Here is a 20,741-nt window from a genome sequence, read left to right as displayed (position 1 = left end):
ATGGCGATGGTCGACACCGGCGCCGTCCGGTTGCACGCACAGCGGCTCGGCCCCCCGGCGGGCCGGCCGGCCACCGCCACCGTGGTGCTGGTGCACGGTCTGCTCACCGACAGCCTGGCCAGCTACTACTTCACCGTCGCGCCCGCGTTCGCGGCGGCCGGCCTCGACGTCGTCATGTACGACCTGCGCGGCCACGGCCGCAGTGAACGGCCCCTCGACGGCTACACGTTGGACGACAACGTCGACGACCTGGCGGCGCTGCTCGACCGGCTCGCGGTGACCGGCCCGGTGCACCTGGTCGGCAACTCCTACGGCGGCACGATCGCGTTCGGCTTCGCGGCCCGGCACCCCGGGCGCGCGGCGAGCGTCAGCCTCATCGAGTCCGAACCGGCCACCGCCGCCTGGGCGGTGAAGCTCGGCGGGATCCTGGACCGGGTCGTGAACCAGCTCGCGCACAACGAGCCGGACGCGATCGCCTGGATCACCGCCCACCGCGGCCCCAACACCGCCCGGCTGGCCAAGGGCGCGGCCCGGCTCGCCCGCGAGACCAGCCTCGGCCGGGACATCCCGGCCAGCCGGGTCCTGACGGACGATCAGATAGCGGCGGTGCGCTGCCCGGTGCTGGGTCTGTACGGCGGCGACTCCGACCTCGCCGAACTCGCGCCCTGGCTGCGGGCGGTGCTGCCGGACTGCCGGACCGTGGTGATCCCCGGTCACGAACACTCGGTCCTCGTGGAGGCCTCCGGGACGGTCGGCGGGCACATCCTCTCGCTCGTCGGGGACGCGGCGGGGCGGGTGGCGGCGGAGGCGGCCGGGTGAGCCGATTCCTGTTCGTCGTACCGCCGTTGGTCGGGCACATCAACCCGACGGTTGGCGTCGCCGCCGAACTCACCGCGCGTGGGCACCTGGTGGCGTGGGCCTGTCCCGATCCGGAGCTGGTGGGCCGGCTGGCGGGCCCCGGGGCGGGGGCGGTCTTCGCGTGCGCCGGGGGCCCGCAGGGCGAGCGGCCCGCCGAACTGCGTGGTCCGGAGGCGCTGAAGTTCCTGTGGGAGTGGTACCTGCTGCCGCTGGCGGAGGCGATGGCGCCGGGCGTGCGGGCGGCCGTCCGGGAGTTCCGGCCGGACGTGGTCGTCGCCGACCAACAGGCTTTCGCCGGGGCGCTGGTGGCGGAGAAGCTGGGTCTGCCGTGGGCGACCTCGGCGACCACGTCGGCCGAGTTCACCGACCCGCTCTCCGGGCTGCCCAAGGTCAGGGAGTGGCTGGAGACACGGCTCGCCGGACTCCGGTCCGCCGTCGGGGATCCGGCGGGCACCGCCGACCCCCGCTTCTCCCCGCACCTCGTTCTCGCTTTCAGCACACCGGAGTTGGCGGGCGACTCGCATACGGGGGCGGTCCGCTGGGTCGGGCCGTCGATCGCGGCCCGCCCGTCCGCCGCCGGTTTCCCCTGGGAGTGGCTCGACCCCGGCCGTGCCACGGTACTGGTCACGCTCGGCACCGCGAACACCGACGTCGGCGGCCGGTTCCTCGACGAGTGCCGCAGCGCGCTGCGCGAACGGGCCGACCGCGCGCAGGGGGTGATCGTCGATCCGGGCAACACGCTGGCACCGAGCGACGCCGACGACAAGGACGTACTGATCGTGCCGTCCGTGCCTCAACTCGCCTTGCTGGAAAGGGGAGTCGGGGCCGTGGTCTGTCACGCGGGGCACAACAGCGTGTGCGAGGCGCTGTGGCACGGGGTTCCGCTCGTCGTGGCACCCATCCGCGACGACCAGCCGGTCGTGGCCGGCCAGGTCGCGGACGCGGGAGCCGGGGTACGGGTCCGGTTCGGCCGGGTCACCGCGCAGAAACTGGGCGCGGCGCTCGACTCCGTGCTGGACGACCCCGGATACCGCGCCGCGGCGGACCGGATCCGTACGGCGTTCCGCGCCGCGGGCGGCGCCCCCGCCGCCGCGGCCCATCTCGACGAGCTGGCCAGGGAGTTCAGATGAGCAGCGAGAAGAGCGAGTACGACCCCACCACAACCTCGGCATCGGACTCGGCCTCGACGTCAGCCGGCGAGCGGATCGCCGCGCTGCGTCCCGCCTACCAGGCGGACATCGCGGCCGGTCTGGAGCGCTTCTTCGAGCCCAGGAGCACCACCTGCCCCTGGTGCGGCTCGGGCGAACTGTCCACCCGGCTGCGCACCACCGACCTGCTCCAGCACAAGCCGGGCCGCTTCGTCCTGGACCGTTGCGGAACCTGCGGGCACACCTTCCAGAACCCCCGACTCAGCGCGGCGGGGCTGGAGTTCTACTACCGGGACTTCTACGACGGGCTGGGCGAGAAGAAGCTCGGCGACACCTTCGGGGGCCGTACGAAGATGTACCGGGGGCGGGCCGAGTCGATGCTGCCGCACGACCCCGGGCCGAAGACCTGGCTGGACGTCGGCACCGGGCACGGCCACTTCTGTGCCGCCGCCCAGGAGGTGCTGCCCGGGACGACGTTCGACGGGCTCGACTTCACCGACGGCGTCGAACTCGCCGAACGGGAGGGCCGGGTGGAGCACGGCTTCCGGGGCAGCTTCCCCGACCTCGCGCCCGAACTGACCGCCCGTTACGACGTGGTGAGCATGTTCCACTACCTGGAGCACAGCACCGACCCCGACCGCGAACTGCGCGCCGCCTGGCAGACGGTACGGCCCGGCGGGCATCTGCTGATCGAGGTCCCGGACCCCGAGAGCCGCTACGCCCGCCTGCTGGGCCGTTTCTGGCTGCCCTGGTTGCAGCCGCAGCACCTGCACTTCGTGCCGGTGGCCAATCTGCGCCGCCGCCTGACGGACCTGGGCTTCACGGTCGTGGCGGAGCAGCACGCCGAACCGCACGACCCGGTCGACCTGCTGGCCGCCGTCTGGCTGACCCTGGACCACACGGCACCGCGCGACGACGCGCCCTGGCTGCCCGAACCGCCGGGCGCGCTGCGCCGCACACTGCGCGCGGCGCTGCTCGTCGCCGGGATCCCGGCGCTGATCGCGGGCACCCTGCTCGACCGCTTCGCGGTACGTCCGCTGTCGCACCGGCTGGGCGTCTCCAACGCGTACCGGCTCGTGGCCCGCCGCGACTGACGGCGGCCACGCAATACCTATACCACGTGGGTGAGTTGACTGTCCGTCACCTCATAACGTTCAGCGCACCGACGCCGTGGCCGCCTCCGCGACGATCTCGGCGACCGCGGCCGGCTGGTCGACGAGGAGGAGGTGTCCCGCGTCCGCGACGGTGACGATGCGGATCTGCGGGCAGGCCCGGAGGTCGCGGCGCTCGCCGTCGGTCAGGCCGATCATGTCGCGGTCGCCGCGCACCACCCAGGCGGGCACCCCCGCCGCGCACAGCCTCGCGACCAGCGACGGATACCGGTCGAGGTAGGCGTAGTAGTCCCGCACGATCCGGCGGCAGGCCGCCGGATCGTTGTCGCCCATGACCGCCGCCAGCAACTCGGCGCGCCGCGGCGGCAGTTCGTGCTTCATGGCCCGGGGCATCAGTTTGAGCATGGCCCTCCAGGCCGCGCCGCCCAGCCCGGGCACCCGGCCGACCGTGTTCAGCACGGTCAGGAACGTCGCCTCGTCGCCCCGCGAGAAGGTCGGCGACAGCAGCACCAGGGGACCCTTGAACAGGCCCAGCGCGGCCATCTCGATCGCCACGTTCGCGCCCAGGCTGTGCCCGACGACCGAGTCGCAGCCCGACTCGGCGGCGAAGTCCGCCATCAGCCGGGCGTAGTGCTCCATGGACACGTCCTCGGGCGCTTCGGTACGACCGAAGCCCGGCTGGGTCACCGCGATCATCCCCAGCCCCGCCGCCGCCGGCTCGGCCATCACGTCCGCGTAGAACTCGGTCGTGCACAGCCCACCCGGAATCATCAGCACCCGGTGCGAGGCGTTCGTCGCGCCCGCCCGGCGGACATCCCAGTGCTCACCCATACCTCGAGCGTGCCCCCGGGCCCGCCCGACCGCACCCCGAGCGCCGGGTGCCGCCTCGCCGCTCCCGCTACTTGATGACCGCGTTCGCCACGACGACGATCACGCCGAGCAGCGCGTCCACCGCGCCGATCAGCACCGCGACCCGCCACGGGCGGCGCGACCAGCGGGCCGTGACCAGGCCCAGGGCGAACAGCAGGCTGATGTTGAGGGCGAACGCCGGGTACTCCACCCCGTTCGCCGGCCACCACCCCCAGCCCGCGCCCGCGAGCACCAGGACCGTCGGCAGCACGGCCGCGACCAGCGGCCACTCCTCGGCGAGGGTGCGCAGCGCGTCCCCGCGGCGGTGCGGGGCGCGCTCGGCGATGTAGTGCGCGTACCCGTGCGCGAGGGCGGAGGCGAGGGCCGTGACCAGCAGCCAGATGGCGTCGTAGCGGCGGCCGGCCTGCGAACTGTGCCCGTACTGGGTGAGCGCGGCGACCATCGAACTCGCCAGGACCGCGCCGTAGACACCGCCGAAGAGCAGAGTTTCACGTGTGTCGTGCCGGTGCGGCTGCTCCCCCGCCACGGTGTCGTCCGCCATGGGCTCCACGATCACCCGGCCCCACCCGGCCCGCCAGTCGTGCCGCGACACCACTAGGGGACTTAGGGGACCTAGGACACGTAGGGGATGTAGGGGATTTAGGGGACGTAGGGGATCAGTCCGTGGGCGGGGGTGCCGTCGTCCCCCGGACCTCCAGGGTCGGCGCGGCCAGGTGCACGCGCCCCTCGCCCCCGGGCCGTTCGAGACGGTCGAGGAGGCAGCGGGCGGCCCGCCGGCCGACCTCGCGGCCGGCGCCGTCGACGGTCGTCAGCCACACATGGCGCAGCCGGGAGATGCTGGTGTCGTCGTAGCCGACGACGGACAGGTCGCGCGGTACGCGCAGGCCCAGCTCCTCGGCCGCCGACAGCACCCCGACCGCCGTCATGTCGTTGACGGCGAACACGGCCGTGGGCCGGTCGGCGCGGGCGAGCAGCCGGACCGTGGCCCGGTAGCCGCCCTCCTCGGTCATGTCACCCGGCTCGACCAACGCCCCGTCGGCCGTCGCCTCGAAGCCGCGTCGGCGCAGGTCGGCGGCGGCGCCGTAGCCCGCGAGGTGGGCGATGCGGCGGTGGCCGAGTGCGAGGAGGTGCTCGGTGGCCAGGCGGGCGCCGTGCTCGTCGTCGTTGGCGACCAGGTCCACCCCGGCCGGCACCGGCTCGCGGGCCCCCGCGACGACGACCGGCATCCGGGCGGCGACGGTCTCCAGGGCCGCCGGGTCGGGCAGCGTGCCGACCACGACGAGCCCGTCCGCGCCCAGGTCGAGGAAGGGGCCGGCCGGGTCCTGGCCGACGCGGCGGTGGAGGCGGGCGTCGGCGAGCAGCATGTGCAGGCCGCTCGCGTGCAGCAGGGAGTTGAGGCCGTCGAGGAGGTCGACGTACCAGGGGTTGCGCAGGTCGTGCAGCAGGACGCCGATCGTGCGAGTGCGCTGCTCGCTGAGGCTGCGGGCGGCGGCGTTGGGCCGGTAGCCCAGCTCGCGCACGGCCCGCAGGACGGCGTCCCGCTTCTCGGCGCGCACCTGCTCGGAGCCGCGCAGCACGAGGGAGACCAGCGACTTGGACACACCGGCCCGGTCGGCGACGTCACGGATGGTCGGCGGTCTCATGGTGTGGACCGTTCCACGGGACGCAGGGGTTGTCAAAGGGGGACGGAGGGCTTGACACCCTCGGGAAACGGCCTTCAGGGTGGCCTGGACAGAGCGTGGACGGGTTCTGGACCGGTCCAAGAAGAGTTGTAGTGATGAAGACCTGTAGCGATGAAGAGCTGTAGCGAAGGGGGCTGTGGTGGTGGATGCGCTGGGTGTCGCCGTCGTCGGGTTCGGCTGGATGGGCCGGGTGCACACTCAGGCGTACGCCCGCGTCCGGCACCACTACCCGCGACTGGCGCTGCGCCCGCAGCTCGTGACCGTCGCCGAGGAGGTGCCCGGCCGGGCGGAGGAGGCCGCCGACCAGTTCGGTTTCGCCGCCGTCACCCGGGACTGGCGTGAGGTGGTCGCCGACCCGCGCGTGCGGGCCGTCAGCATCACCGCGCCGAACTTCCTGCACCGCGAGATCGGCGTCGCGATGGCCGAGGCCGGCAAGCACATCTGGATCGAGAAGCCGGTCGGCCTCACCCCGCAGGACGCCCGGGCGGTGGCGGACGCGGTCGCCGAGGCGGGCGTCCAGGGCACCGTCGGCTTCAACTACCGCAACGCGCCCGCCGTGGAGACGGCCCGCGACCTGATCGCCGCCGGGGAGATCGGCGCTGTCACGCACGTCCGCATCCGCCTGTTCAGCGACTACGCGGCGCACCCGGACGGCGCCCTGAGCTGGCGGTTCGAGCGGGAGCGGGGCGGCAGCGGCGTGTTGGGCGACCTGGCCTCACACGGCGCGGACCTGGCGCGTTTCCTGCTCGGCGACATCGCCTCGCTGACGGCCGACACGGCGGTCTTCGTGCCCGAGCGGGCCCGCCCGTCCGGGGCGACGGCGGGCCACAGCCGCGCCGCCGGCGGTGCGCTCGGCCCGGTCGAGAACGAGGACTACGTCAACTGCCTGCTGCGCTTCGCGTCCGGCGCGCGGGGTGTGCTGGAGGCCTGCCGGGTGTCGGTCGGCGAGCAGAACAACTACGGCTTCGAGGTGCACGGCACCAAGGGCGCGGTGTTCTGGGACTTCCGGAGGATGAACGAGCTGCGCGTCAGCCGCGGTACGACGTACCAGGACCAGCCGGTCGGCACGGTGTACGTCGGCCCGGGCGACGGCGAGTTCGGCGCGTTCCAGCCGGGCGCGGCGAACGCGATGGGCTACGACGACCTGAAGGTGGTGGAGGCGTACCGCTTCCTGCGCTCGGTCGCCGAGGGCATCCCGTACGGGGCGACCCTCACGGACGCGGTGCACAGCGCGACCGTACTGGAGGCCATGACCCGGTCCGCGCAAAGCGGCTCCTGGGTGGACGTGCACCCGTAAGTCCGTCGGGCCGGTGCCGCACCCGATAGTCCGTCGGGCCGGTGCCGCACCCGATAGTCCGTCGGGCCGGTGCCGCACCCGTAGGGGTGGTGCTGGGGACACCCCCGACTCGGTCCTCAGGCCCAGGGACGGCGAGCCCCGGGACCGGCAGGCTTCAAGGGTCGGCGAACGAGAGCACGAGCGCTCGGACGCCGGCACCGGAACCGCCACACCGAGAACCCGGGGGACACCCATGTCCGAATTCCTCGCCCGGCGACTGACCGGCCTCGCCGGCATCGTCGCCGCGGTCGCCCTCATCGTCCAGGTGCCGCTGTACTTCGTCTACGCGGGACCGCCGCCGGACGCGAACGTGCTGGCCAGGCTGCTGATCGGGATCGTCGCGCTGGCCTCGCTGGTCGTGTTCGTGACCGCCTTCCGGGAGCTGGTCGGGCGGGTGCGCCCGGACCACGCGTGGGCGGGCTCGATCGCGTTCGCCGCCGGGATGGTCTACGCGACGGTCACCCTCGTCTCCATGGGTCTGGAGGCCGGCGCGGTCATCGCCGCGGACCGTCCGATCGACCCGACCATCGACGTCAGTGGCACCTACATCCTCTACGGGTCGATCTCCCGCCTGATGCTGGCGCTCTTCCTGACCGCGCTCGGGTACGCCGTCTCCCGGACCCGGCTGCTGCCGCGCTGGACCGGCCGCTCGGCGTACGTCCTGGCGGCGCTCAACCTGGCCTTCGTGCCGTCGCTGTTCTTCGGCAACGACCCGGCGTTCTTTTACGCGGCCAACGGCTGGGGCACGACCGCGCTGATGGGCGCCGTCCTCAGCTACTGGCTGCTGGCCCTGGGCGTCTCGACGTACCGCAGCGCGGCCCGCGTCACCCCGCAGACCACGTCCATGTCCACGTCAGCGGCACTCCAGCACTGACCACCGCCGAACTGAGCACGGCGCGGCCCGCACCTCAGCCCGCACCCCAGTCCGTGCCCCCGTCCGTGCCCCAGCCCGCGCCCCAGGTGGCGGCCCGCGTCAGCCGGCCGGTGTCTGGGGCGGCATGTTGTACGGGGTGACCACCTGGATCGGCGACGGCAGCATCGGCCCGGCCGGCGGCAGCGCGCCGTGCGCCCGCATCACGGTGTGGCAGGCCTCGCGCACGTCGTGGCGCAGGTCGTGGTGGAGGACGGCGGACAGCCGGTGCTCGCTCAGCAGCCGCGTGTTGTCCTGGTCGAGGTCGTGCGCGACGAACACGGCGCACTCCCGGCCGAGGTCGGCGAAGGCGCGCAGGGTGGCGATGTTGCCGCCGCCGATCGAGTAGACGGCGCGGATGTCCGGGTCGCGTTCCAGCGCGGCCCGGACCAGGTCGTACTGGGTGGCGTCCAGCCCCTGCCCCTCGGCGATCTCGACGAGCGCGCGCTCGGGATGGCGGGCCCGCATCACGCTGCGGAAGCCCATCTCGCGCTCCTCCTCGTTGCGGAAGAACCCGCTGCTCAGGCTGGTGAGGACATTGCCGGGGCGGTCGCCGAGCCACTGGCCCATGAGGTAGGCGGCGGTGGCGCCGGCGGCCCGGTCGTCGATGCCGACGTAGCCGAGGCGGGCGCTGGCGGGCAGGTCCGTGACCAGGGTGACCACCGGGATGCCGGCGGCCACCAGCCGGCCGACGGCGGCGGTGACCTCGGGGACGTCCGGCGCCTTGAGGATCACCCCTTGCGAACCGCGCCGCGCTATCCGGTCCAGGGTCGCGGCCAGCTCCCGCACCGGCCCGGTCTCCCGGAAGTGGAAGCGCGAGCGCAGCACGGCCGGGTGCAGGGACGGCAGCTCGGCCTCCAGGGCGGCCCGGACGGCGGTGCTGAACCGTTCCGGCGACTGCATCACGATGTCGATCATGAAGGTGCGGCCGACGAGTCTGACCTGCGTGCGCTGGCGGTCCAGGTCGGCGATGGCCCGCTGGACCTCCTGCGCGGTGGACTCGCGCACCCCTCCCCTGCCGTTGAGGACCCGGTCGACGGTGGCCTCGCTGAGACCCGCCTGACGTGCGATCTCACGGATGGGGAAGGGGTGACCCACGGAAAGCTCCCACGTTTTCTCTCTGAGGGGTTTTTGATGGCTGCCTGCTGGTTGTTCGACGGGTTTGTCATGACAACAATGGCAGCGCTGAGCCACCATGTCAGCGCCGAGCCGCCCTTGTCATCGAAGTCATCGAAGGGACGACGATGTCCTTCCCTCCCGCGCCAGGCCGTGCCGGGGACCGCTCCTGGCTGTCCGAGCAGGACTGCGACCTCGACGCCTTCCGCTCCCTCGTCGAGCGCGAGACCGACCTCGCCGACTTCCCGCACGCCGCCGCGGTGGAGGGGAACGTCCTCGTCTACGACAGCGAGCGGCTGCGCGCCGCCGGAGCGGACCGTGCGGACTCGCCCGTCCCCGCCGAGCTGGTGCGGGCCCTGACCGACGGTCCCGGCGTCGTCGTCTTCCGGGGCGCCTTCCCCGCTGCGGCGGTCGTCGACCGGGCCACCGCCGTCTTCGACGCGCTCATCGCCGAGCAGCACGCCTCGGGTGCGACCGCCGGCGACCACTTCGCGAAGCCGGGCGCCAACGACCGCGTCTGGAACGCCCTCGAGAAGGCCGCCCTGTACGACCCGGAGGCGTTCGCCGACTACTACGCCAACGACGTCCTGGCGCTGGTCTCGCGGGCCTGGCTGGGCCCCGGCTACCAGGTGACCTCGCAGGTCAACGTGGTCAACCCGGGCGGCGCGGCGCAGAGTCCGCACCGCGACTACCACCTCGGGTTCCTCTCCAACGACGCGGCCGCCGCCTATCCGGCGCACGTTCACCGCCTCTCCCCGGTGCTCACGCTCCAGGGCGCGGTGGCGCACTGCGACATGCCGGTGGAGTCCGGCCCCACGCTGTACCTGCCGTACTCGCAAGGGTACGAGCCCGGCTATCTGGCGTGGCGACTGCCGCAGTTCCGGGCGTACTTCGAGCAGCACCACGTCCAACTCGCCTTGGCGAAGGGCGACGCGGCCTTCTTCAACCCGGCCGTCTTCCACGCCGCCGGCACCAACCGCACCGCCGACGTACGCCGCACGGCCAACCTGCTCCAGGTGTCCTCGGCCTTCGGGCGCGCGATGGAGACCGTGGACCGCGAGGCGGTCGCGAACGCGGTCTTCCCCGTGCTGCTGAAGCGGCGGGCGCAGGGCGTGGGCCAGGAGTGGCTGGAGCGGGTCGTGGCCGCGAGCGCCGAGGGCTACCCCTTCCCCACCAACCTCGACAACGACCCGCCGGTCGGCGGTCTGGCCCCGGCCACCCAGGCGGACGTCGTACGGCGGGCGCTGCACGAGGAGTGGACCCCGCAGGCACTCCGGGACGAGCTGCGGGTCGGCGCCGAGCGGCGCATGAGCTGAAAGGATCCACCGCACATGGGACTTCTCGACGACAAGGTCGTCCTCGTCAACGGCGGCAGCCAGGGGGTGGGCGCGGCCATCGCGCGGGCGGCGGTCCGTGAGGGCGCGCTCGTCGCCGTCACCGGACGGCGGCCGGAGCCGGGCGAGGCGCTGGTGGCGGAGCTGACGGCGGCGGGCGGCAAGGCGCTCTTCGTCCGGGCCGACCTCTCGGACGCCGCGCAGGCGAAGGCGTCGGTGGCCGAGACGGTCGCCGCGTACGGGCGGGTCGACTGCCTGGTCAACTCGGCGGGGCTGACGTCCCGGGGCACGCTCCTGGACACCACGCCCGAGCTGTTCGACGAGCACATCGCGATCAACCTCAAGGCCCCGTTCTTCGCCATGCAGGCGGCGGTGGCGGACATGCTGGCCCGCGAGGCGCCCGGCACGATCGTCAACATCATCACCACCTCGGCGCACGGCGGTCAGCCGTTCCTCGCGCCGTACGTCGCGTCGAAGGCCGGCCTGGTCGGGCTGACCCGCAACGCGGCGCACGCCCACCGCTTCGACCGGGTGCGGATCAACGGCCTGAACATCGGCTGGACGGCCACCGAGGGCGAGGACGCGACGCAGAAGACGTTCCACGACGCCGGGGACGACTGGCGCGAGCAGGCGGCGGCCCGACTGCCGATGGGCAAGCTGGGCCAGCCGGACGAGATCGCCGACTTCGTGGTCTTCCTGCTGTCCGAGCGCTCGGGCGTGGTCACCGGTTCGGTGATCGACTGGGACCAGAACGTGCTGGGCGGGATGGACTGAGGCCTCCTCAGCCCGACCCGTCCGGCGATCGGGGCCCGGGGCCGAGCCCCGACGACGGACCACACACCACTCTCATCTCAGGGAAGCAGCCAAGCACATGCGCATCGGAATCCTCGGCCTCGGCCGCATCGGCGCGTTCCACGCCGAGACCCTCTCCGGACTCGACGCCGTCGAGTCGCTCGTCCTGGCCGACCCGTTCGCGGAGGCCGCCAAGAAGGCGGCCGAGCGGTTCGGCGCCGAGGTCGCGGACTCCCCCGAAGCCGTACTGGACGCCGGTGTGGACGGGGTCGTGGTCGCCGCCGCGACCGACGCCCACCCGGGTCTGATCCTGGCCGCCGTCGAGGCGGGCATCCCCGTCTTCTGCGAGAAGCCCGTCGCGAAGACGATGGCCGAGGGCGTCGCGGTGCTCAAGGCCGTCCAGGGCAGCGCGGTCCCCATCCAGATCGGCTACAACCGGCGCTTCGACGCGGGTTTCGTGGCCGCGCGGGCCGCCGTCCAGGCCGGTGAGCTGGGCAAGCTGCACACGGTCCGCTCGACCACGCTGGACCCGGCCCCGCCGCCGGCCGGGTACATCGCCGCCTCCGGGGGCATCTTCCGGGACTGTTCCGTGCACGACTTCGACATCATCCGCTGGGTGACGGGCCGCGAGGTGACCGAGGTGTACGCGGTCGGCGGCAACCGGGGCGCCGACTACATCAAGGACGCGGGCGACGCCGACACCACCGGCGCGATCCTCACCCTCGACGACGGCACGATCGCGGTGGTCTCCAACTCCCGCCACAACGCCCGGGGTTACGACGTCCGCATGGAGATCCACGGCTTCACGGACTCGATCGCCGTGGGCCTGGAGGACAAGCTGCCGCTGCGCTCGGTGGAGCCCGGGGTGACCTTCCCGGCCGGCACCCCGCACGACTTCTTCATGGACCGCTTCGCCGCCGCCTACCGCGCCGAACTCACCGCGTTCACCGAGGTCGTGGCCGGCAGCCGGCCCTCGCCCTGCACGGTCGAGGACGCCCTGGAGGCGGGCTGGATCGCGGACGCCTGCACGGTGTCCCTGCACGAGCACCGGCCGGTGACGATCGCCGAGGTCCGCGTCTCCTGAGGGGAGGCCGAGGCCGAGGACGCGGGAAGGGCGACCGGGAACATGGTCCCGGTCGCCCTTCTCCGCTCGCACCGGCCCTCCGCTCGCACCGGCCCTCCGCGCTCACTCGCCGTGGCTCACCGCGCCGCCGGTTCCGCCGGCAGGTTGAAGACGTGGTTCGGGGAGATGATCGTCGTGATCGCGTCGCCGAACAGGGTGCTCGGCTCCTGGTTCTTGTAGTTGATGTCGGTGTTGAGCACCACGACGAGCGTCGCCCGCGCCGACGGCAGGTAGATGGTCAGCGACTCGTAGCCCGGCAGCGAGCCGTTGTGGCCGATCCAGCCCTGCACGTTGAAGATGCCGAGCCCGTACCCGGCGCCCGGTATCGGAGTCGGCGGAGTGATCAGCCGCTGCCTCTGCGTGGCCGGGCTGATCAGCCTCTCACCGTTGGGCAGGACACCCGTGGCCACCGTGCGCGCCCAGGTCCGCAGATCCTGGAGCTGCGAGATCATCGCGCCGGCCGCCCAGCCCCAGGAGGGGTTCCAGTCGGCCGAGTCCTCGACCTTCCCGGTGGCGGTCTGGTCGGTGTAGCCCTGGGAGTGCGGCGTCGGGAACTCGTTGCCGGTCGGGAAGAGGGTGTGCGCCATGCCGGCCCGGTCCAGGATGTGCTGCTGGATGAACTCCCCGAGCTTCTGGCCGCTGATCTTCTCCACCACCAGACCGAGCAGGATCAGGTTGGTGTTGCAGTAGTAGAACTTCTCGCCCGGCGGGAACAGCACGGGATGCTTGAAGGAGTAGCCGAGCAGTTCCTGCGGGGTGAACGGCCGCTGCGGGTCGGAGGTCAGCGCCTTGTAGAAGTCCTCGTCCGCCGAGTAGTTGAACAACCCGCTGCGCATACCGGCCAGTTGCCGCAGGGTGATCTTGTCGCCGTTCGGTACGCCGTCGATGTACTTGCCGATGGTGTCGTCAAGGCCGATCTTTCCCTGGTCGACGAGTTCCAGCAGCGCGGTGACGGTGAACGTCTTGGTCTCGCTGCCGATCCGCATGTAGAGGCCGGGGTCCATCGGCTGGCCGGTGCTCTTGTCGCGGACGCCGAAGGACTTCACGTACTGGCCCTGGTCGGGCGTCCAGATGCCGACGGTCACACCGGGGATGCTCGCCTGCTTCATGACCCGTTGTACGGCCGCGTCGACCTGCTGCTGCACGGCGGGGGTGAGTTCGACGACGCCGCCCGCGGCCGAGGACGACGAGGACGGCGGGGAGGGTGGTTCGGTGGCGGTGGGGGTGGGGGCGGCGGCCGAGGACGGCAGCGCCGTCGCCGCGCCGCCCGCGATCGGCACCACCAGCGCCCCCACCGCGGTGGCGACGACGATCGCCCTGCGCACGCGCGTGTACGGGTGTGTCATGGGCCTTCTCCCGCATGAGGAGGTTGACGCCGCAGTGCCACAGCCGCACCAGTGGGCACGGGCCGCATGCGGCCCATCAGCACCAGGATAGAAGTGCCCGCACGCCCCCGCCTGTCGGCACGAACGGCACGAACGGCCCGTATGACATGCGCGGGCGTTGCCGGACCTGCCCCGTGCCGTGGTCCGCTCGCGTCACGCCCCGCAGGAGCGCAGGAACTTCCGGGTGCGGATCGCGATGGCCAGCGGCGCGTCCGGCTCGCACGGGTACATGTCCTGCTCGACGATCGCGAACAGTTCGACGCCCAGCCGCTGCGCCGCGACGAGGACGGGCTCCAACTCCGGTACACCGGACGGTGGTTCGCACATCACCCCGCGCTCGACGGCGGGACCGAACGGCACTTCGTCCCGCAGGACGTCGGCGAGGATCTCCGGGTCGACCTGTTTGAGGTGGAGGTAGCCGATGCGTTCGCCGTAGGTCTCGATCAACTGGACGCTGTCGCCGCCACAGTAGGCGTAATGGCCGGTGTCCAGGCAGAGGTTGACCAGTTCGCTGTCGGTGGAGTCGAGGAAGCGCTCGACGTGCTGCTCGGTGTCGAGGTGCGTGTCGGCGTGCGGATGGACGACGAGATCCAGGCCGTACGTCTCCTGCACCTCGTGGCCGAGCCGCTCCATCCCCTTGGTGAGATGGGCCCACTGACTGCCCGTCAGCTCCGGCGGCTCCAGGAGCTCGGCCGTCTTGTCGTCCCGCCAGAAGGCCGGGATGACGACGAGGTGCCGGGCGCCCATCGCCTGGGTGAGCGCGGCCACTTCACTGACGTGCGCCCAGGTGGACTCCCAGACGGACGGGCCGCGGTGCAGTCCGGTGAAGACCGTGCCCGCCGAGACGCTCAGCCCCCGTCTGGCGACCTCGTCGGTGAGCCGGGCCGGGTCGGTCGGCAGATAGCCGTAGGGGCCGAGTTCGATCCAGGAGTAGCCGGCCTCGGCGACCTCGTCCAGGAAGCGTCCCCAGGGCACCTGCCGGGGGTCGTCCGGGAACCACACGCCCCAGGAGTCGGGGGCCGAGCCGACGCGGATGCGGTCGAGGGCGTTCGCCATGTCAGGGCGTCCCCTCGGTCGGGTCCGCCACCGGGGCGGTGAGGTCCTTCTCCTCCGGGAGCTCCTCGACGTCCACGCCCCGCACCTGGGCCAACTCGTGCTTGAGGGCCGCGAGTTCGGTACCGCCGGCCATGTGGTTGGTGAGTTCCTCGAGGGTGACCTCGCTGCGGTCGGCGCTCAACTCCATGGTGCCGAGGCGCAGGACGCTGAAGTGGTCGCCGACCATGTAGGCGTGGTGGGGGTTGTGGGTGATGAAGATGACGCCGAGGCCGCGGTCGCGGGCGGCGGCAATGTACTTCAGGACCACGCCGGACTGCTTGACGCCGAGGGCGGCGGTGGGCTCGTCCAGGATGAGGACGCGGGCGCCGAAGTGGACGGCGCGGGCGATGGCCACACACTGGCGCTGGCCGCCCGACAGCGTGCCGATGGGCTGGTCGAGGTCGTCGAGGATGATGCCCATGTTGCGCAGCTCGTCGTCGGCCGTCTTCTTCATCTTCTCGATGTCGAGACGGTGCACGGGCCAGGGGCCCTTGGTGAGCTCGGAGCCGAGGAAGAAGTTCCGCCAGACGGGCATCAGTGGGACGGTCGCCAGGTCCTGGTAGACGGTGGCGATGCCCTTGTCGAGGGCCTGGCGCGGGGTGGTGAAGTGCACCGGTTCGCCGTCGACGAGGAACTCGCCCTCGGTGTGCTGGTGCAGCCCGGAGATGATCTTGATCAGGGTGGACTTGCCCGCGCCGTTGTCGCCGAGGACGCAGGTCACCTTGCCGGGGTGGACCGCGAGGGTCACACCGTGCAGGGCGCGGATGTTGCCGTAGGACTTTCCGGCGTTGCGCAGTTCGACGAGGACCCGGCCGCCGCCCTCGGGGACGGTGTCGGTGAGGATCGCGCCGTGCGTTCCGCTTCCACTTCCGTTGCTGGTGGTCATGCGAGGTCACCTCCGGGTGGCCGTGCGGCCGACCCACAGATTGATCAGGACGGCCCCGAGCAGCATCACGCCGAGGAACGCCTTGAACCAGTCGGGGTTCCAGCCGGCGTAGACGATGCCCTGCTGCACCATGCCGAACATGAACGCGCCGAAGACCGGGCCGATCGCGGAACCGGCGCCGCCGGTGAGCAGACAGCCGCCGATGACGGCCGCCGCGATGTAGATCAGCTCCTGGCCGACGCCCTCACCGGACTGCACGGTGTTGAACGTGAAGAGCTGGTGCATGCCGACGAACCAGGCGCCGAAGCCGACCAGCATGAACAGTGAGATCTTGGTGAACGTCACGGGCACACCGACGGCCCGCGCGGACTCCTTGTTGCCGCCGACCGCGAAGATCCAGTTGCCGAACTTCGTGCGGATCAGGACCCAGGTGGCGATGGCGGCGAAGACCAGCCAGTACACGATGGTGATCTTCACCTGGACGCCGCCGACGCCGAAGGACGAGGCGAAGACCTTCCTGGCCTGGCCGAAGCCGTCCATGTCGCTGATGTCGTCGGTCGCCACGTTGCCGGTGATCAGCTTGGTCACCGCGAGGTTGACGCCTTGCAGGATCAGGAAGGTGCCCAGGGTGACCAGGAAGCTCGGCAGCCCGGTCTTGACCACCATCCAGCCGTTGAAGAAGCCGATGGCGAGGGACACCAGGAGCGCGACGAGCACACCGACCCAGACGTTCGTGGTCAGTTGGTAGCTGAGCATGCTCGCGGTGAGCGCCGAGGTGATGACGGCGACACCGGCCGAGAGGTCGAACTCGCCGCCGATCATCAGCAGCGCCACCGGCAGGGCCATGATCCCGATCGTCGACGACTGATACAGGACGTTGGCCATCGAGCTGCCGTCCCGCACCGGCGGCGCGGCGATCAGGAAGAACACGTACACCGCGACGGCGCCCAGGAACACCCCCACCTCGGGGCGCGCCAACAACCGTAGAGCCAGGGGGCGTTCCGTGGTCCGGCCGTCACTCTCCTCGCGGCGCGGCGCCGGTGGCGGGGTCACCGCCGGCTCGGCAGGGTGGGTCATGATCATCACCTGGTGCCCTTCGGGGCGGACGATTCTTGCCGTCGCGGCCATGGCCGAGACGGGGGCCGTTTCTACTCAGATTGGGGCCACGGAGCCAGCTCCGCGACTTTCCTGAACGAGACCACCACCTCCATCACCACGCCTACCAGCGCCCACACCAGCGCCCACGCTTTGTTAAGACATCCTCTCGCAAGTAGGTCAGAATGTAAGAACAAAGCCTTGACATCGGAGCCCCCGGGACCTACACCTGGGAGACGATCAACCCTCTGCTACCCCAGACGACCGGGTGTACCCCACCCCAACCCACCGAGGAGGTGCCCCGATGGCGAAGACCGGCGACCGTTCCCGTGCCGTGCCCGGCTCCGCGCTCGACGCGCTGCATTTCGCGCTGGACCGCACCAGCCCGGTGCCGCTCTACTACCAGCTCGCCCAGCAACTGGAGGCGGCGATCGAACACGGCGCGCTCGCCCCGGGCAACCTGCTGGGCAACGAGATCGACCTGTCGACCCGCCTGGGCCTGTCCCGCCCGACGGTCCGCCAGGCCATCCAGTCCCTGGTCGACAAGGGCCTGCTGGTACGACGCCGGGGAGTCGGCACCCAGGTCGTGCACAGCCAGGTGAAGCGGCCGCTGGAACTCTCCAGCCTCTACGACGACCTGGAGGCGGCCGGACAGGGGCCCACCACCCACGTCGTACGCAACGAACGCGTCCCGGCGACCGCCGACGTGGCCGCCGCGCTCGGCATCGCGGAGGGCAGCGAGGTCACGCTCCTGGAGCGGCTGCGCGCCACCCACGGACAGCCGGTGGCGTTCCTGTGCAACTACCTGCCGCCGGCCCTCCTGGACCTCGACACGGACCGCCTGGAGTCGACCGGCCTGTACCGGCTGCTGCGCTCGGCGGGCATCACCCTGCACAGCGCCCGCCAGACCATCGGCGCCCGCTCCGCCACCGCCGACGAGGCCGCCCTCCTCACCGAGCGGGAGGGGGCGGCCCTGCTGACCATGCAGCGCACGGCCTACGACGACACCGGCCGCCCGGTCGAGTACGGGACGCACATCTACCGCGCGTCCCGCTACGCCTTCGACTTCCAGCTCCTGGTCAGACCGTAGACGGAGCCGTACTGCTCTAGCGCGGGGCCATCCGCAGCGCGCCGTCCATGCGGATGGTCTCGCCGTTGAGGTAGTCGTGGTCGACGATCGCCAGGGCGAGCTTCGCGTACTCCTCGGGGCGGGCCAGGCGGCGCGGGAAGGGCACGCCCGCCGCGAGGCCGGCCCGGAACTCCTCCGACACCGTGGCCAGCATCGGCGTCTCCACGACGCCCGGGGCGATGGTGCACACCCGGATGCCGTACTGGGCCAGGTCGCGGGCGGCGGGCAGGGTCAGGCCGACGACACCGCCCTTGGACGACGCGTAGGCGGCCTGGCCGATCTGGCCGTCGTAGGCGGCGATGGAGGCGGTGTTGACGATGACGCCCCGCTGGCCCTCCGCGTCGGCCTCCGTCTCGGCGATGGCCTCGGCGGCGAGCGCGAGCACGTTGAAGGTGCCGATCAGGTTGATCTGGACGACCTTGGCGTACAGCGCCAGGTCGTGCACGCCCTTCTTGCCGAGGATCCGCGCGGAGGGGCCGATGCCGGCGCAGTTGACGGCCGTGCGCAGCGGGACACCGGAGCCCGCCGCGACGGCGACGGCCGCGCCCACCTGCTCGGGGTCGGTGACGTCGGCGGGCACGTAGGTCACGCCGGGGACCTCGGGGGCCTTGCCGATGCCGTCCTCGAGGTCGAGGGCGAAGACCCGGGCGCCGCGCTCCGCGAGGGCCTTGGCGGTGGCCGCGCCGAGGCCGGACGCACCGCCGGTGACAAGGGCGGCGGTGTTCTCGAGCTGCATCATCACTCCTTGCCGAGGACGGTGAGCACACCACCCTCGTCACGGTCCAGCGCACGGGAGATGACCATGCGCTGGATCTGGTTGGTTCCTTCGAAGATCTGCATGACCTTGGCCTCGCGCATATAGCGTTCCACGGGGAAGTCACGGGTGTATCCGTACCCCCCGAGGACCTGCACGGCGTCCGTCGTCACCTTCATGGCATTGTCCGTGGCCACGAGCTTGGCGATCGACGCCTCCCGGGTAAACGGCAGGCCCAGGTCGCTGCGCCGGGCGGCGGCCAGCGCGGTGGCCCGCGCCGACTCGATGGCGGCGCTCATGTCGGCGAGCACGAAGGCCAGACCCTGGTGCTCGATGATCGGCTTGCCGAACGTCTCCCGCTCGCGGGCGTAGCGCACCGCGTGGTCCAAAGCGCCCTGGGCGAGGCCGGTGGCGACGGCCGCGATGCCGAGCCGGCCGCGGTCGAGGGAGGCGAGCGCGATCCTCAGCCCCTGCCCCTCCTCCCCTATCCGGCGCTCGACGGGCACCCGGACGTCCTCCAGCCGCATCGTGGCGGTCGCCGAGCCCGTCAGGCCCATCTTCCGCTCCGGCGGGTCGGCGCTGAGGCCCGGGGCGTCGGCCGGCACCAGGAAGCAGGAGATGCCGTGGGTGCGGTCGTCGGAGGTGCGGGCCATGACGGTGTAGAAGTCGGCGTAACCGCCGTGCGTGGTCCACGCCTTGGTGCCGTTGAGCACGTACTCGTCGCCGTCGCGGACCGCGCGGGTCAGCATGGCCGCCGGGTCGGAGCCGGCGTGCGGCTCGGACAGGCAGTACGCGCCGAGCAGCTCACCGGCCAGCATGTCCGGCAGCCACCTGCGCCGCTGCTCCTCGGTGCCGAAGCGGGCCAGCGGGAAGCAGGACAGGGCGTGCACGGAGATGCCCACGGCGACGCTCGACCAGACCGCGGCGACCTCCTCCAGCACCTGGAGGTAGACCTCGTACGGCTGGTCCGCCCCGCCGTCCTCCTCGGCGAAGGGCAGCCCGAGCAGGCCGCTGCGCCCGAAGGTGCGGAAGACGTCCCGGGGGAACGCCCCGTCGGCCTCGGCGACGGCGACCCGGGGTGCGAGTTCCTTGCCGGCGAGGGTGCGGGTGAGCTGGATCAGCTCGACGGCTTCCTCGGTGGGAAGGGCGCGAGTGGCGGGCATGGCGACCTCCACGTAGGTGTACGGGCGAGTATCGGAGCGATACCGGCAATGATACTGAAGTACGTACGAACGTATCATTCACAGTACGGTAAGAGGGCGCACGGCAGCACCTCGACCCCTGCCCGGATGTCAGGTCAGCTCAGGGGGAGACGGCGTGCACGATGAGCGAGGCGAGCTGTTCGTACGCCTCCGCGTCGGTCAGCCCGGTGCGCGCCTGGAGCTCGCCCTGCTGGATCTGCCGCATGGTCGCGGCGGCCACCTCGCCGACGAACGCGGTGTGCACCTCGCGGAAAGCGCCGTGCGAGACGCCCTCCGCGATCAGCCGGCGCACCCGCTCCGCGGCCATCCGCGTGTTCGCCTCGTACACCTCGCGGGCGGGCGGGAAGTCCGCCACGTCGTCGAGGAACCGGCGTGAGAGCGGGCGCAGTTGTTCGGCGACGGCGGTCAGGTACACCCGGACCCGGTCCGAGGGCTCGACCGTCTGCGCCACCCGCTTCTCGACGGCCTCGGTGGCCCCCCGGAAGTAGTGCTTGACCGCCTCCACCACCAACCCCTGCTTGCTGCGGGCGAGTTGGTACAGGGTCGTCTTCGAGCAGCGCAGCCGCACCGCGAGATCGTCCAGCGTGAGGTCCGAGAACCCCTCCGCCGTCAGCAGCGCGACGAGGCGTTCCAGCAGGTCGGCCTGTCTGGCGGTGCGGCGGGGGGACGGCAGCGGCATGATCCAAGCGTAGCTGCCCGCGAACGCACCGAAGCCGCCTTCCCAAGGTTGGGAAAGCGGCTTCCGACCTGCGATGAAGCTGGTCGGGACGACAGGATTTGAACCTGCGACCCCTTGACCCCCAGTCAAGTGCGCTACCAAGCTGCGCCACGTCCCGGTGCGCTGTCCACGGCGTGCCGTGTGATCGCGCGAACAGCACTTTACCCCACGCGGGGCGATGGCCCGACGAGAGCCC

General features: G+C 71.8%; 20 protein-coding genes and 1 tRNA gene. 9 read left to right on the top strand and 12 right to left on the bottom strand.

Features of this window, described 5'->3' with window-relative positions; genetic code table 11:
* From BMZ82_RS00455 to BMZ82_RS00445, 3 genes are all read left to right on the top strand, one after another.
* Positions 1 to 819 (top strand): alpha/beta fold hydrolase, encoded by an 819-nt coding sequence (locus BMZ82_RS00455; RefSeq protein WP_093770396.1) that lies wholly within the window; start codon positions 1 to 3, stop codon positions 817 to 819.
* Positions 816 to 1,988, top strand: coding sequence for a glycosyltransferase (locus BMZ82_RS00450; protein ID WP_093770394.1), 1,173 nt, complete (start codon positions 816 to 818; stop codon positions 1,986 to 1,988). Before BMZ82_RS00455 ends, BMZ82_RS00450 begins: the two co-directional genes overlap by 4 nt.
* A gap of 74 nt (positions 1,989 to 2,062) precedes the next feature.
* Positions 2,063 to 3,100: a class I SAM-dependent methyltransferase gene (locus tag BMZ82_RS00445; RefSeq protein ID WP_093771061.1), complete on the top strand. Its 1,038-nt coding sequence runs from the start codon at positions 2,063 to 2,065 to the stop codon at positions 3,098 to 3,100.
* A 60-nt stretch (positions 3,101 to 3,160) separates the two neighbouring features.
* Here BMZ82_RS00445 and BMZ82_RS00440 read toward each other — a convergent pair whose 3' ends face one another.
* The 3 genes from BMZ82_RS00440 to BMZ82_RS00430 all read right to left on the bottom strand — a co-directional run bounded on the left by BMZ82_RS00440 (position 3,161) and on the right by BMZ82_RS00430 (position 5,631).
* Positions 3,161 to 3,949, bottom strand: coding sequence for an alpha/beta fold hydrolase (locus tag BMZ82_RS00440; RefSeq protein WP_093770392.1), 789 nt, complete (start codon positions 3,947 to 3,949; stop codon positions 3,161 to 3,163).
* 67 nt (positions 3,950 to 4,016) lie between these two features.
* Complete coding sequence (locus BMZ82_RS00435) at positions 4,017 to 4,529, bottom strand: hypothetical protein (protein ID WP_093770391.1); 513 nt, start codon at positions 4,527 to 4,529, stop codon at positions 4,017 to 4,019.
* 115 nt (positions 4,530 to 4,644) lie between these two features.
* Positions 4,645 to 5,631, bottom strand: a complete 987-nt coding sequence (locus BMZ82_RS00430; RefSeq protein ID WP_093770390.1) for a LacI family DNA-binding transcriptional regulator — start codon at positions 5,629 to 5,631, stop codon at positions 4,645 to 4,647.
* Between the two features lie 178 nt (positions 5,632 to 5,809).
* Between BMZ82_RS00430 and BMZ82_RS00425 the strand changes: the two genes are divergently transcribed.
* A complete protein-coding gene (locus BMZ82_RS00425) occupies positions 5,810 to 6,967 on the top strand; it encodes a Gfo/Idh/MocA family protein (RefSeq protein WP_093771059.1) in 1,158 nt (385 codons plus the stop codon).
* Between the two features lie 232 nt (positions 6,968 to 7,199).
* Positions 7,200 to 7,880, top strand: a complete 681-nt coding sequence (locus BMZ82_RS00420; protein ID WP_093770389.1) for a hypothetical protein — start codon at positions 7,200 to 7,202, stop codon at positions 7,878 to 7,880.
* Between the two features lie 99 nt (positions 7,881 to 7,979).
* Here the strand turns inward: BMZ82_RS00420 and BMZ82_RS00415 are convergent, their stop codons facing one another.
* Complete coding sequence (locus tag BMZ82_RS00415; RefSeq protein WP_093770387.1) at positions 7,980 to 9,014, bottom strand: LacI family DNA-binding transcriptional regulator; 1,035 nt, start codon at positions 9,012 to 9,014, stop codon at positions 7,980 to 7,982.
* A gap of 146 nt (positions 9,015 to 9,160) precedes the next feature.
* Between BMZ82_RS00415 and BMZ82_RS00410 the strand changes: the two genes are divergently transcribed.
* From BMZ82_RS00410 to BMZ82_RS00400, 3 genes are all read left to right on the top strand, one after another.
* Positions 9,161 to 10,348, top strand: coding sequence for a phytanoyl-CoA dioxygenase family protein (locus BMZ82_RS00410; protein WP_093770385.1), 1,188 nt, complete (start codon positions 9,161 to 9,163; stop codon positions 10,346 to 10,348).
* A gap of 15 nt (positions 10,349 to 10,363) precedes the next feature.
* A complete protein-coding gene (locus BMZ82_RS00405) occupies positions 10,364 to 11,140 on the top strand; it encodes an SDR family oxidoreductase (RefSeq protein ID WP_093770383.1) in 777 nt (258 codons plus the stop codon).
* A 97-nt stretch (positions 11,141 to 11,237) separates the two neighbouring features.
* Entirely contained in the window at positions 11,238 to 12,242 is a 1,005-nt protein-coding gene (locus tag BMZ82_RS00400; protein ID WP_093770381.1) for a Gfo/Idh/MocA family protein, read from the top strand.
* Positions 12,243 to 12,358: 116 nt separating this feature from the next.
* Here BMZ82_RS00400 and BMZ82_RS00395 read toward each other — a convergent pair whose 3' ends face one another.
* The 4 genes from BMZ82_RS00395 to BMZ82_RS00380 all read right to left on the bottom strand — a co-directional run bounded on the left by BMZ82_RS00395 (position 12,359) and on the right by BMZ82_RS00380 (position 16,730).
* Positions 12,359 to 13,627: a serine hydrolase domain-containing protein gene (locus tag BMZ82_RS00395; RefSeq protein WP_177244314.1), complete on the bottom strand. Its 1,269-nt coding sequence runs from the start codon at positions 13,625 to 13,627 to the stop codon at positions 12,359 to 12,361.
* A gap of 192 nt (positions 13,628 to 13,819) precedes the next feature.
* The gene (locus BMZ82_RS00390; RefSeq protein ID WP_093770379.1) at positions 13,820 to 14,722 is read right to left on the bottom strand and encodes a sugar phosphate isomerase/epimerase family protein; all 903 of its coding nucleotides are present in this window, start codon (positions 14,720 to 14,722) and stop codon (positions 13,820 to 13,822) included.
* Between the two features lies 1 nt (position 14,723).
* Entirely contained in the window at positions 14,724 to 15,647 is a 924-nt protein-coding gene (locus tag BMZ82_RS00385; RefSeq protein ID WP_093770377.1) for an ATP-binding cassette domain-containing protein, read from the bottom strand.
* Positions 15,648 to 15,653: 6 nt separating this feature from the next.
* On the bottom strand, positions 15,654 to 16,730 hold the full coding sequence (locus BMZ82_RS00380; RefSeq protein ID WP_093770367.1) for an ABC transporter permease: 1,077 nt from the start codon (positions 16,728 to 16,730) through the stop codon (positions 15,654 to 15,656).
* 316 nt (positions 16,731 to 17,046) lie between these two features.
* On the opposite strand from BMZ82_RS00380, the gene BMZ82_RS00375 reads away from it, so the two are divergent.
* A complete protein-coding gene (locus tag BMZ82_RS00375; protein WP_093770365.1) occupies positions 17,047 to 17,832 on the top strand; it encodes a GntR family transcriptional regulator in 786 nt (261 codons plus the stop codon).
* 16 nt (positions 17,833 to 17,848) lie between these two features.
* On the opposite strand, the gene BMZ82_RS00370 is transcribed toward BMZ82_RS00375, so the two are convergent.
* From BMZ82_RS00370 to BMZ82_RS00355, 4 genes are all read right to left on the bottom strand, one after another.
* A complete protein-coding gene (locus tag BMZ82_RS00370) occupies positions 17,849 to 18,607 on the bottom strand; it encodes an SDR family NAD(P)-dependent oxidoreductase (protein ID WP_093770363.1) in 759 nt (252 codons plus the stop codon).
* A 2-nt stretch (positions 18,608 to 18,609) separates the two neighbouring features.
* A complete protein-coding gene (locus BMZ82_RS00365; protein ID WP_093770361.1) occupies positions 18,610 to 19,788 on the bottom strand; it encodes an acyl-CoA dehydrogenase family protein in 1,179 nt (392 codons plus the stop codon).
* 139 nt (positions 19,789 to 19,927) lie between these two features.
* Entirely contained in the window at positions 19,928 to 20,506 is a 579-nt protein-coding gene (locus BMZ82_RS00360) for a TetR/AcrR family transcriptional regulator (protein WP_093770359.1), read from the bottom strand.
* Positions 20,507 to 20,586: 80 nt separating this feature from the next.
* Positions 20,587 to 20,663 (bottom strand) — tRNA-Pro (locus BMZ82_RS00355).
* Between the last annotated feature and the right edge of the window lie 78 nt (positions 20,664 to 20,741).

Source organism: Streptomyces sp. yr375 (assembly GCF_900110755.1).
Lineage (GTDB): Bacteria > Actinomycetota > Actinomycetes > Streptomycetales > Streptomycetaceae > Streptomyces.
Note: the sequence above shows the minus strand (reverse complement) of the source record. Positions and strands in the feature narration are given on the sequence as shown.

Excerpts from the sequence above, each read along its gene's own strand:
- BMZ82_RS00455 (WP_093770396.1), top strand. The coding sequence starts at position 1 with ATGGCGATGGTCGACACCGGCGCCGTCCGGTTGCACGCACAGCGGCTC.
- BMZ82_RS00440 (WP_093770392.1), bottom strand. The coding sequence starts at position 3,949 with ATGGGTGAGCACTGGGATGTCCGCCGGGCGGGCGCGACGAACGCCTCG.
- BMZ82_RS00435 (WP_093770391.1), bottom strand. The coding sequence starts at position 4,529 with ATGGCGGACGACACCGTGGCGGGGGAGCAGCCGCACCGGCACGACACA.
- BMZ82_RS00430 (WP_093770390.1), bottom strand. The coding sequence starts at position 5,631 with ATGAGACCGCCGACCATCCGTGACGTCGCCGACCGGGCCGGTGTGTCC.
- BMZ82_RS00420 (WP_093770389.1), top strand. The coding sequence starts at position 7,200 with ATGTCCGAATTCCTCGCCCGGCGACTGACCGGCCTCGCCGGCATCGTC.
- BMZ82_RS00410 (WP_093770385.1), top strand. The coding sequence starts at position 9,161 with ATGTCCTTCCCTCCCGCGCCAGGCCGTGCCGGGGACCGCTCCTGGCTG.
- BMZ82_RS00405 (WP_093770383.1), top strand. The coding sequence starts at position 10,364 with ATGGGACTTCTCGACGACAAGGTCGTCCTCGTCAACGGCGGCAGCCAG.
- BMZ82_RS00400 (WP_093770381.1), top strand. The coding sequence starts at position 11,238 with ATGCGCATCGGAATCCTCGGCCTCGGCCGCATCGGCGCGTTCCACGCC.
- BMZ82_RS00395 (WP_177244314.1), bottom strand. The coding sequence starts at position 13,627 with ATGACACACCCGTACACGCGCGTGCGCAGGGCGATCGTCGTCGCCACC.
- BMZ82_RS00390 (WP_093770379.1), bottom strand. The coding sequence starts at position 14,722 with ATGGCGAACGCCCTCGACCGCATCCGCGTCGGCTCGGCCCCCGACTCC.
- BMZ82_RS00385 (WP_093770377.1), bottom strand. The coding sequence starts at position 15,647 with ATGACCACCAGCAACGGAAGTGGAAGCGGAACGCACGGCGCGATCCTC.
- BMZ82_RS00380 (WP_093770367.1), bottom strand. The coding sequence starts at position 16,730 with ATGATCATGACCCACCCTGCCGAGCCGGCGGTGACCCCGCCACCGGCG.
- BMZ82_RS00375 (WP_093770365.1), top strand. The coding sequence starts at position 17,047 with ATGGCGAAGACCGGCGACCGTTCCCGTGCCGTGCCCGGCTCCGCGCTC.
- BMZ82_RS00370 (WP_093770363.1), bottom strand. The coding sequence starts at position 18,607 with ATGCAGCTCGAGAACACCGCCGCCCTTGTCACCGGCGGTGCGTCCGGC.
- BMZ82_RS00365 (WP_093770361.1), bottom strand. The coding sequence starts at position 19,788 with ATGCCCGCCACTCGCGCCCTTCCCACCGAGGAAGCCGTCGAGCTGATC.
- BMZ82_RS00360 (WP_093770359.1), bottom strand. The coding sequence starts at position 20,506 with ATGCCGCTGCCGTCCCCCCGCCGCACCGCCAGACAGGCCGACCTGCTG.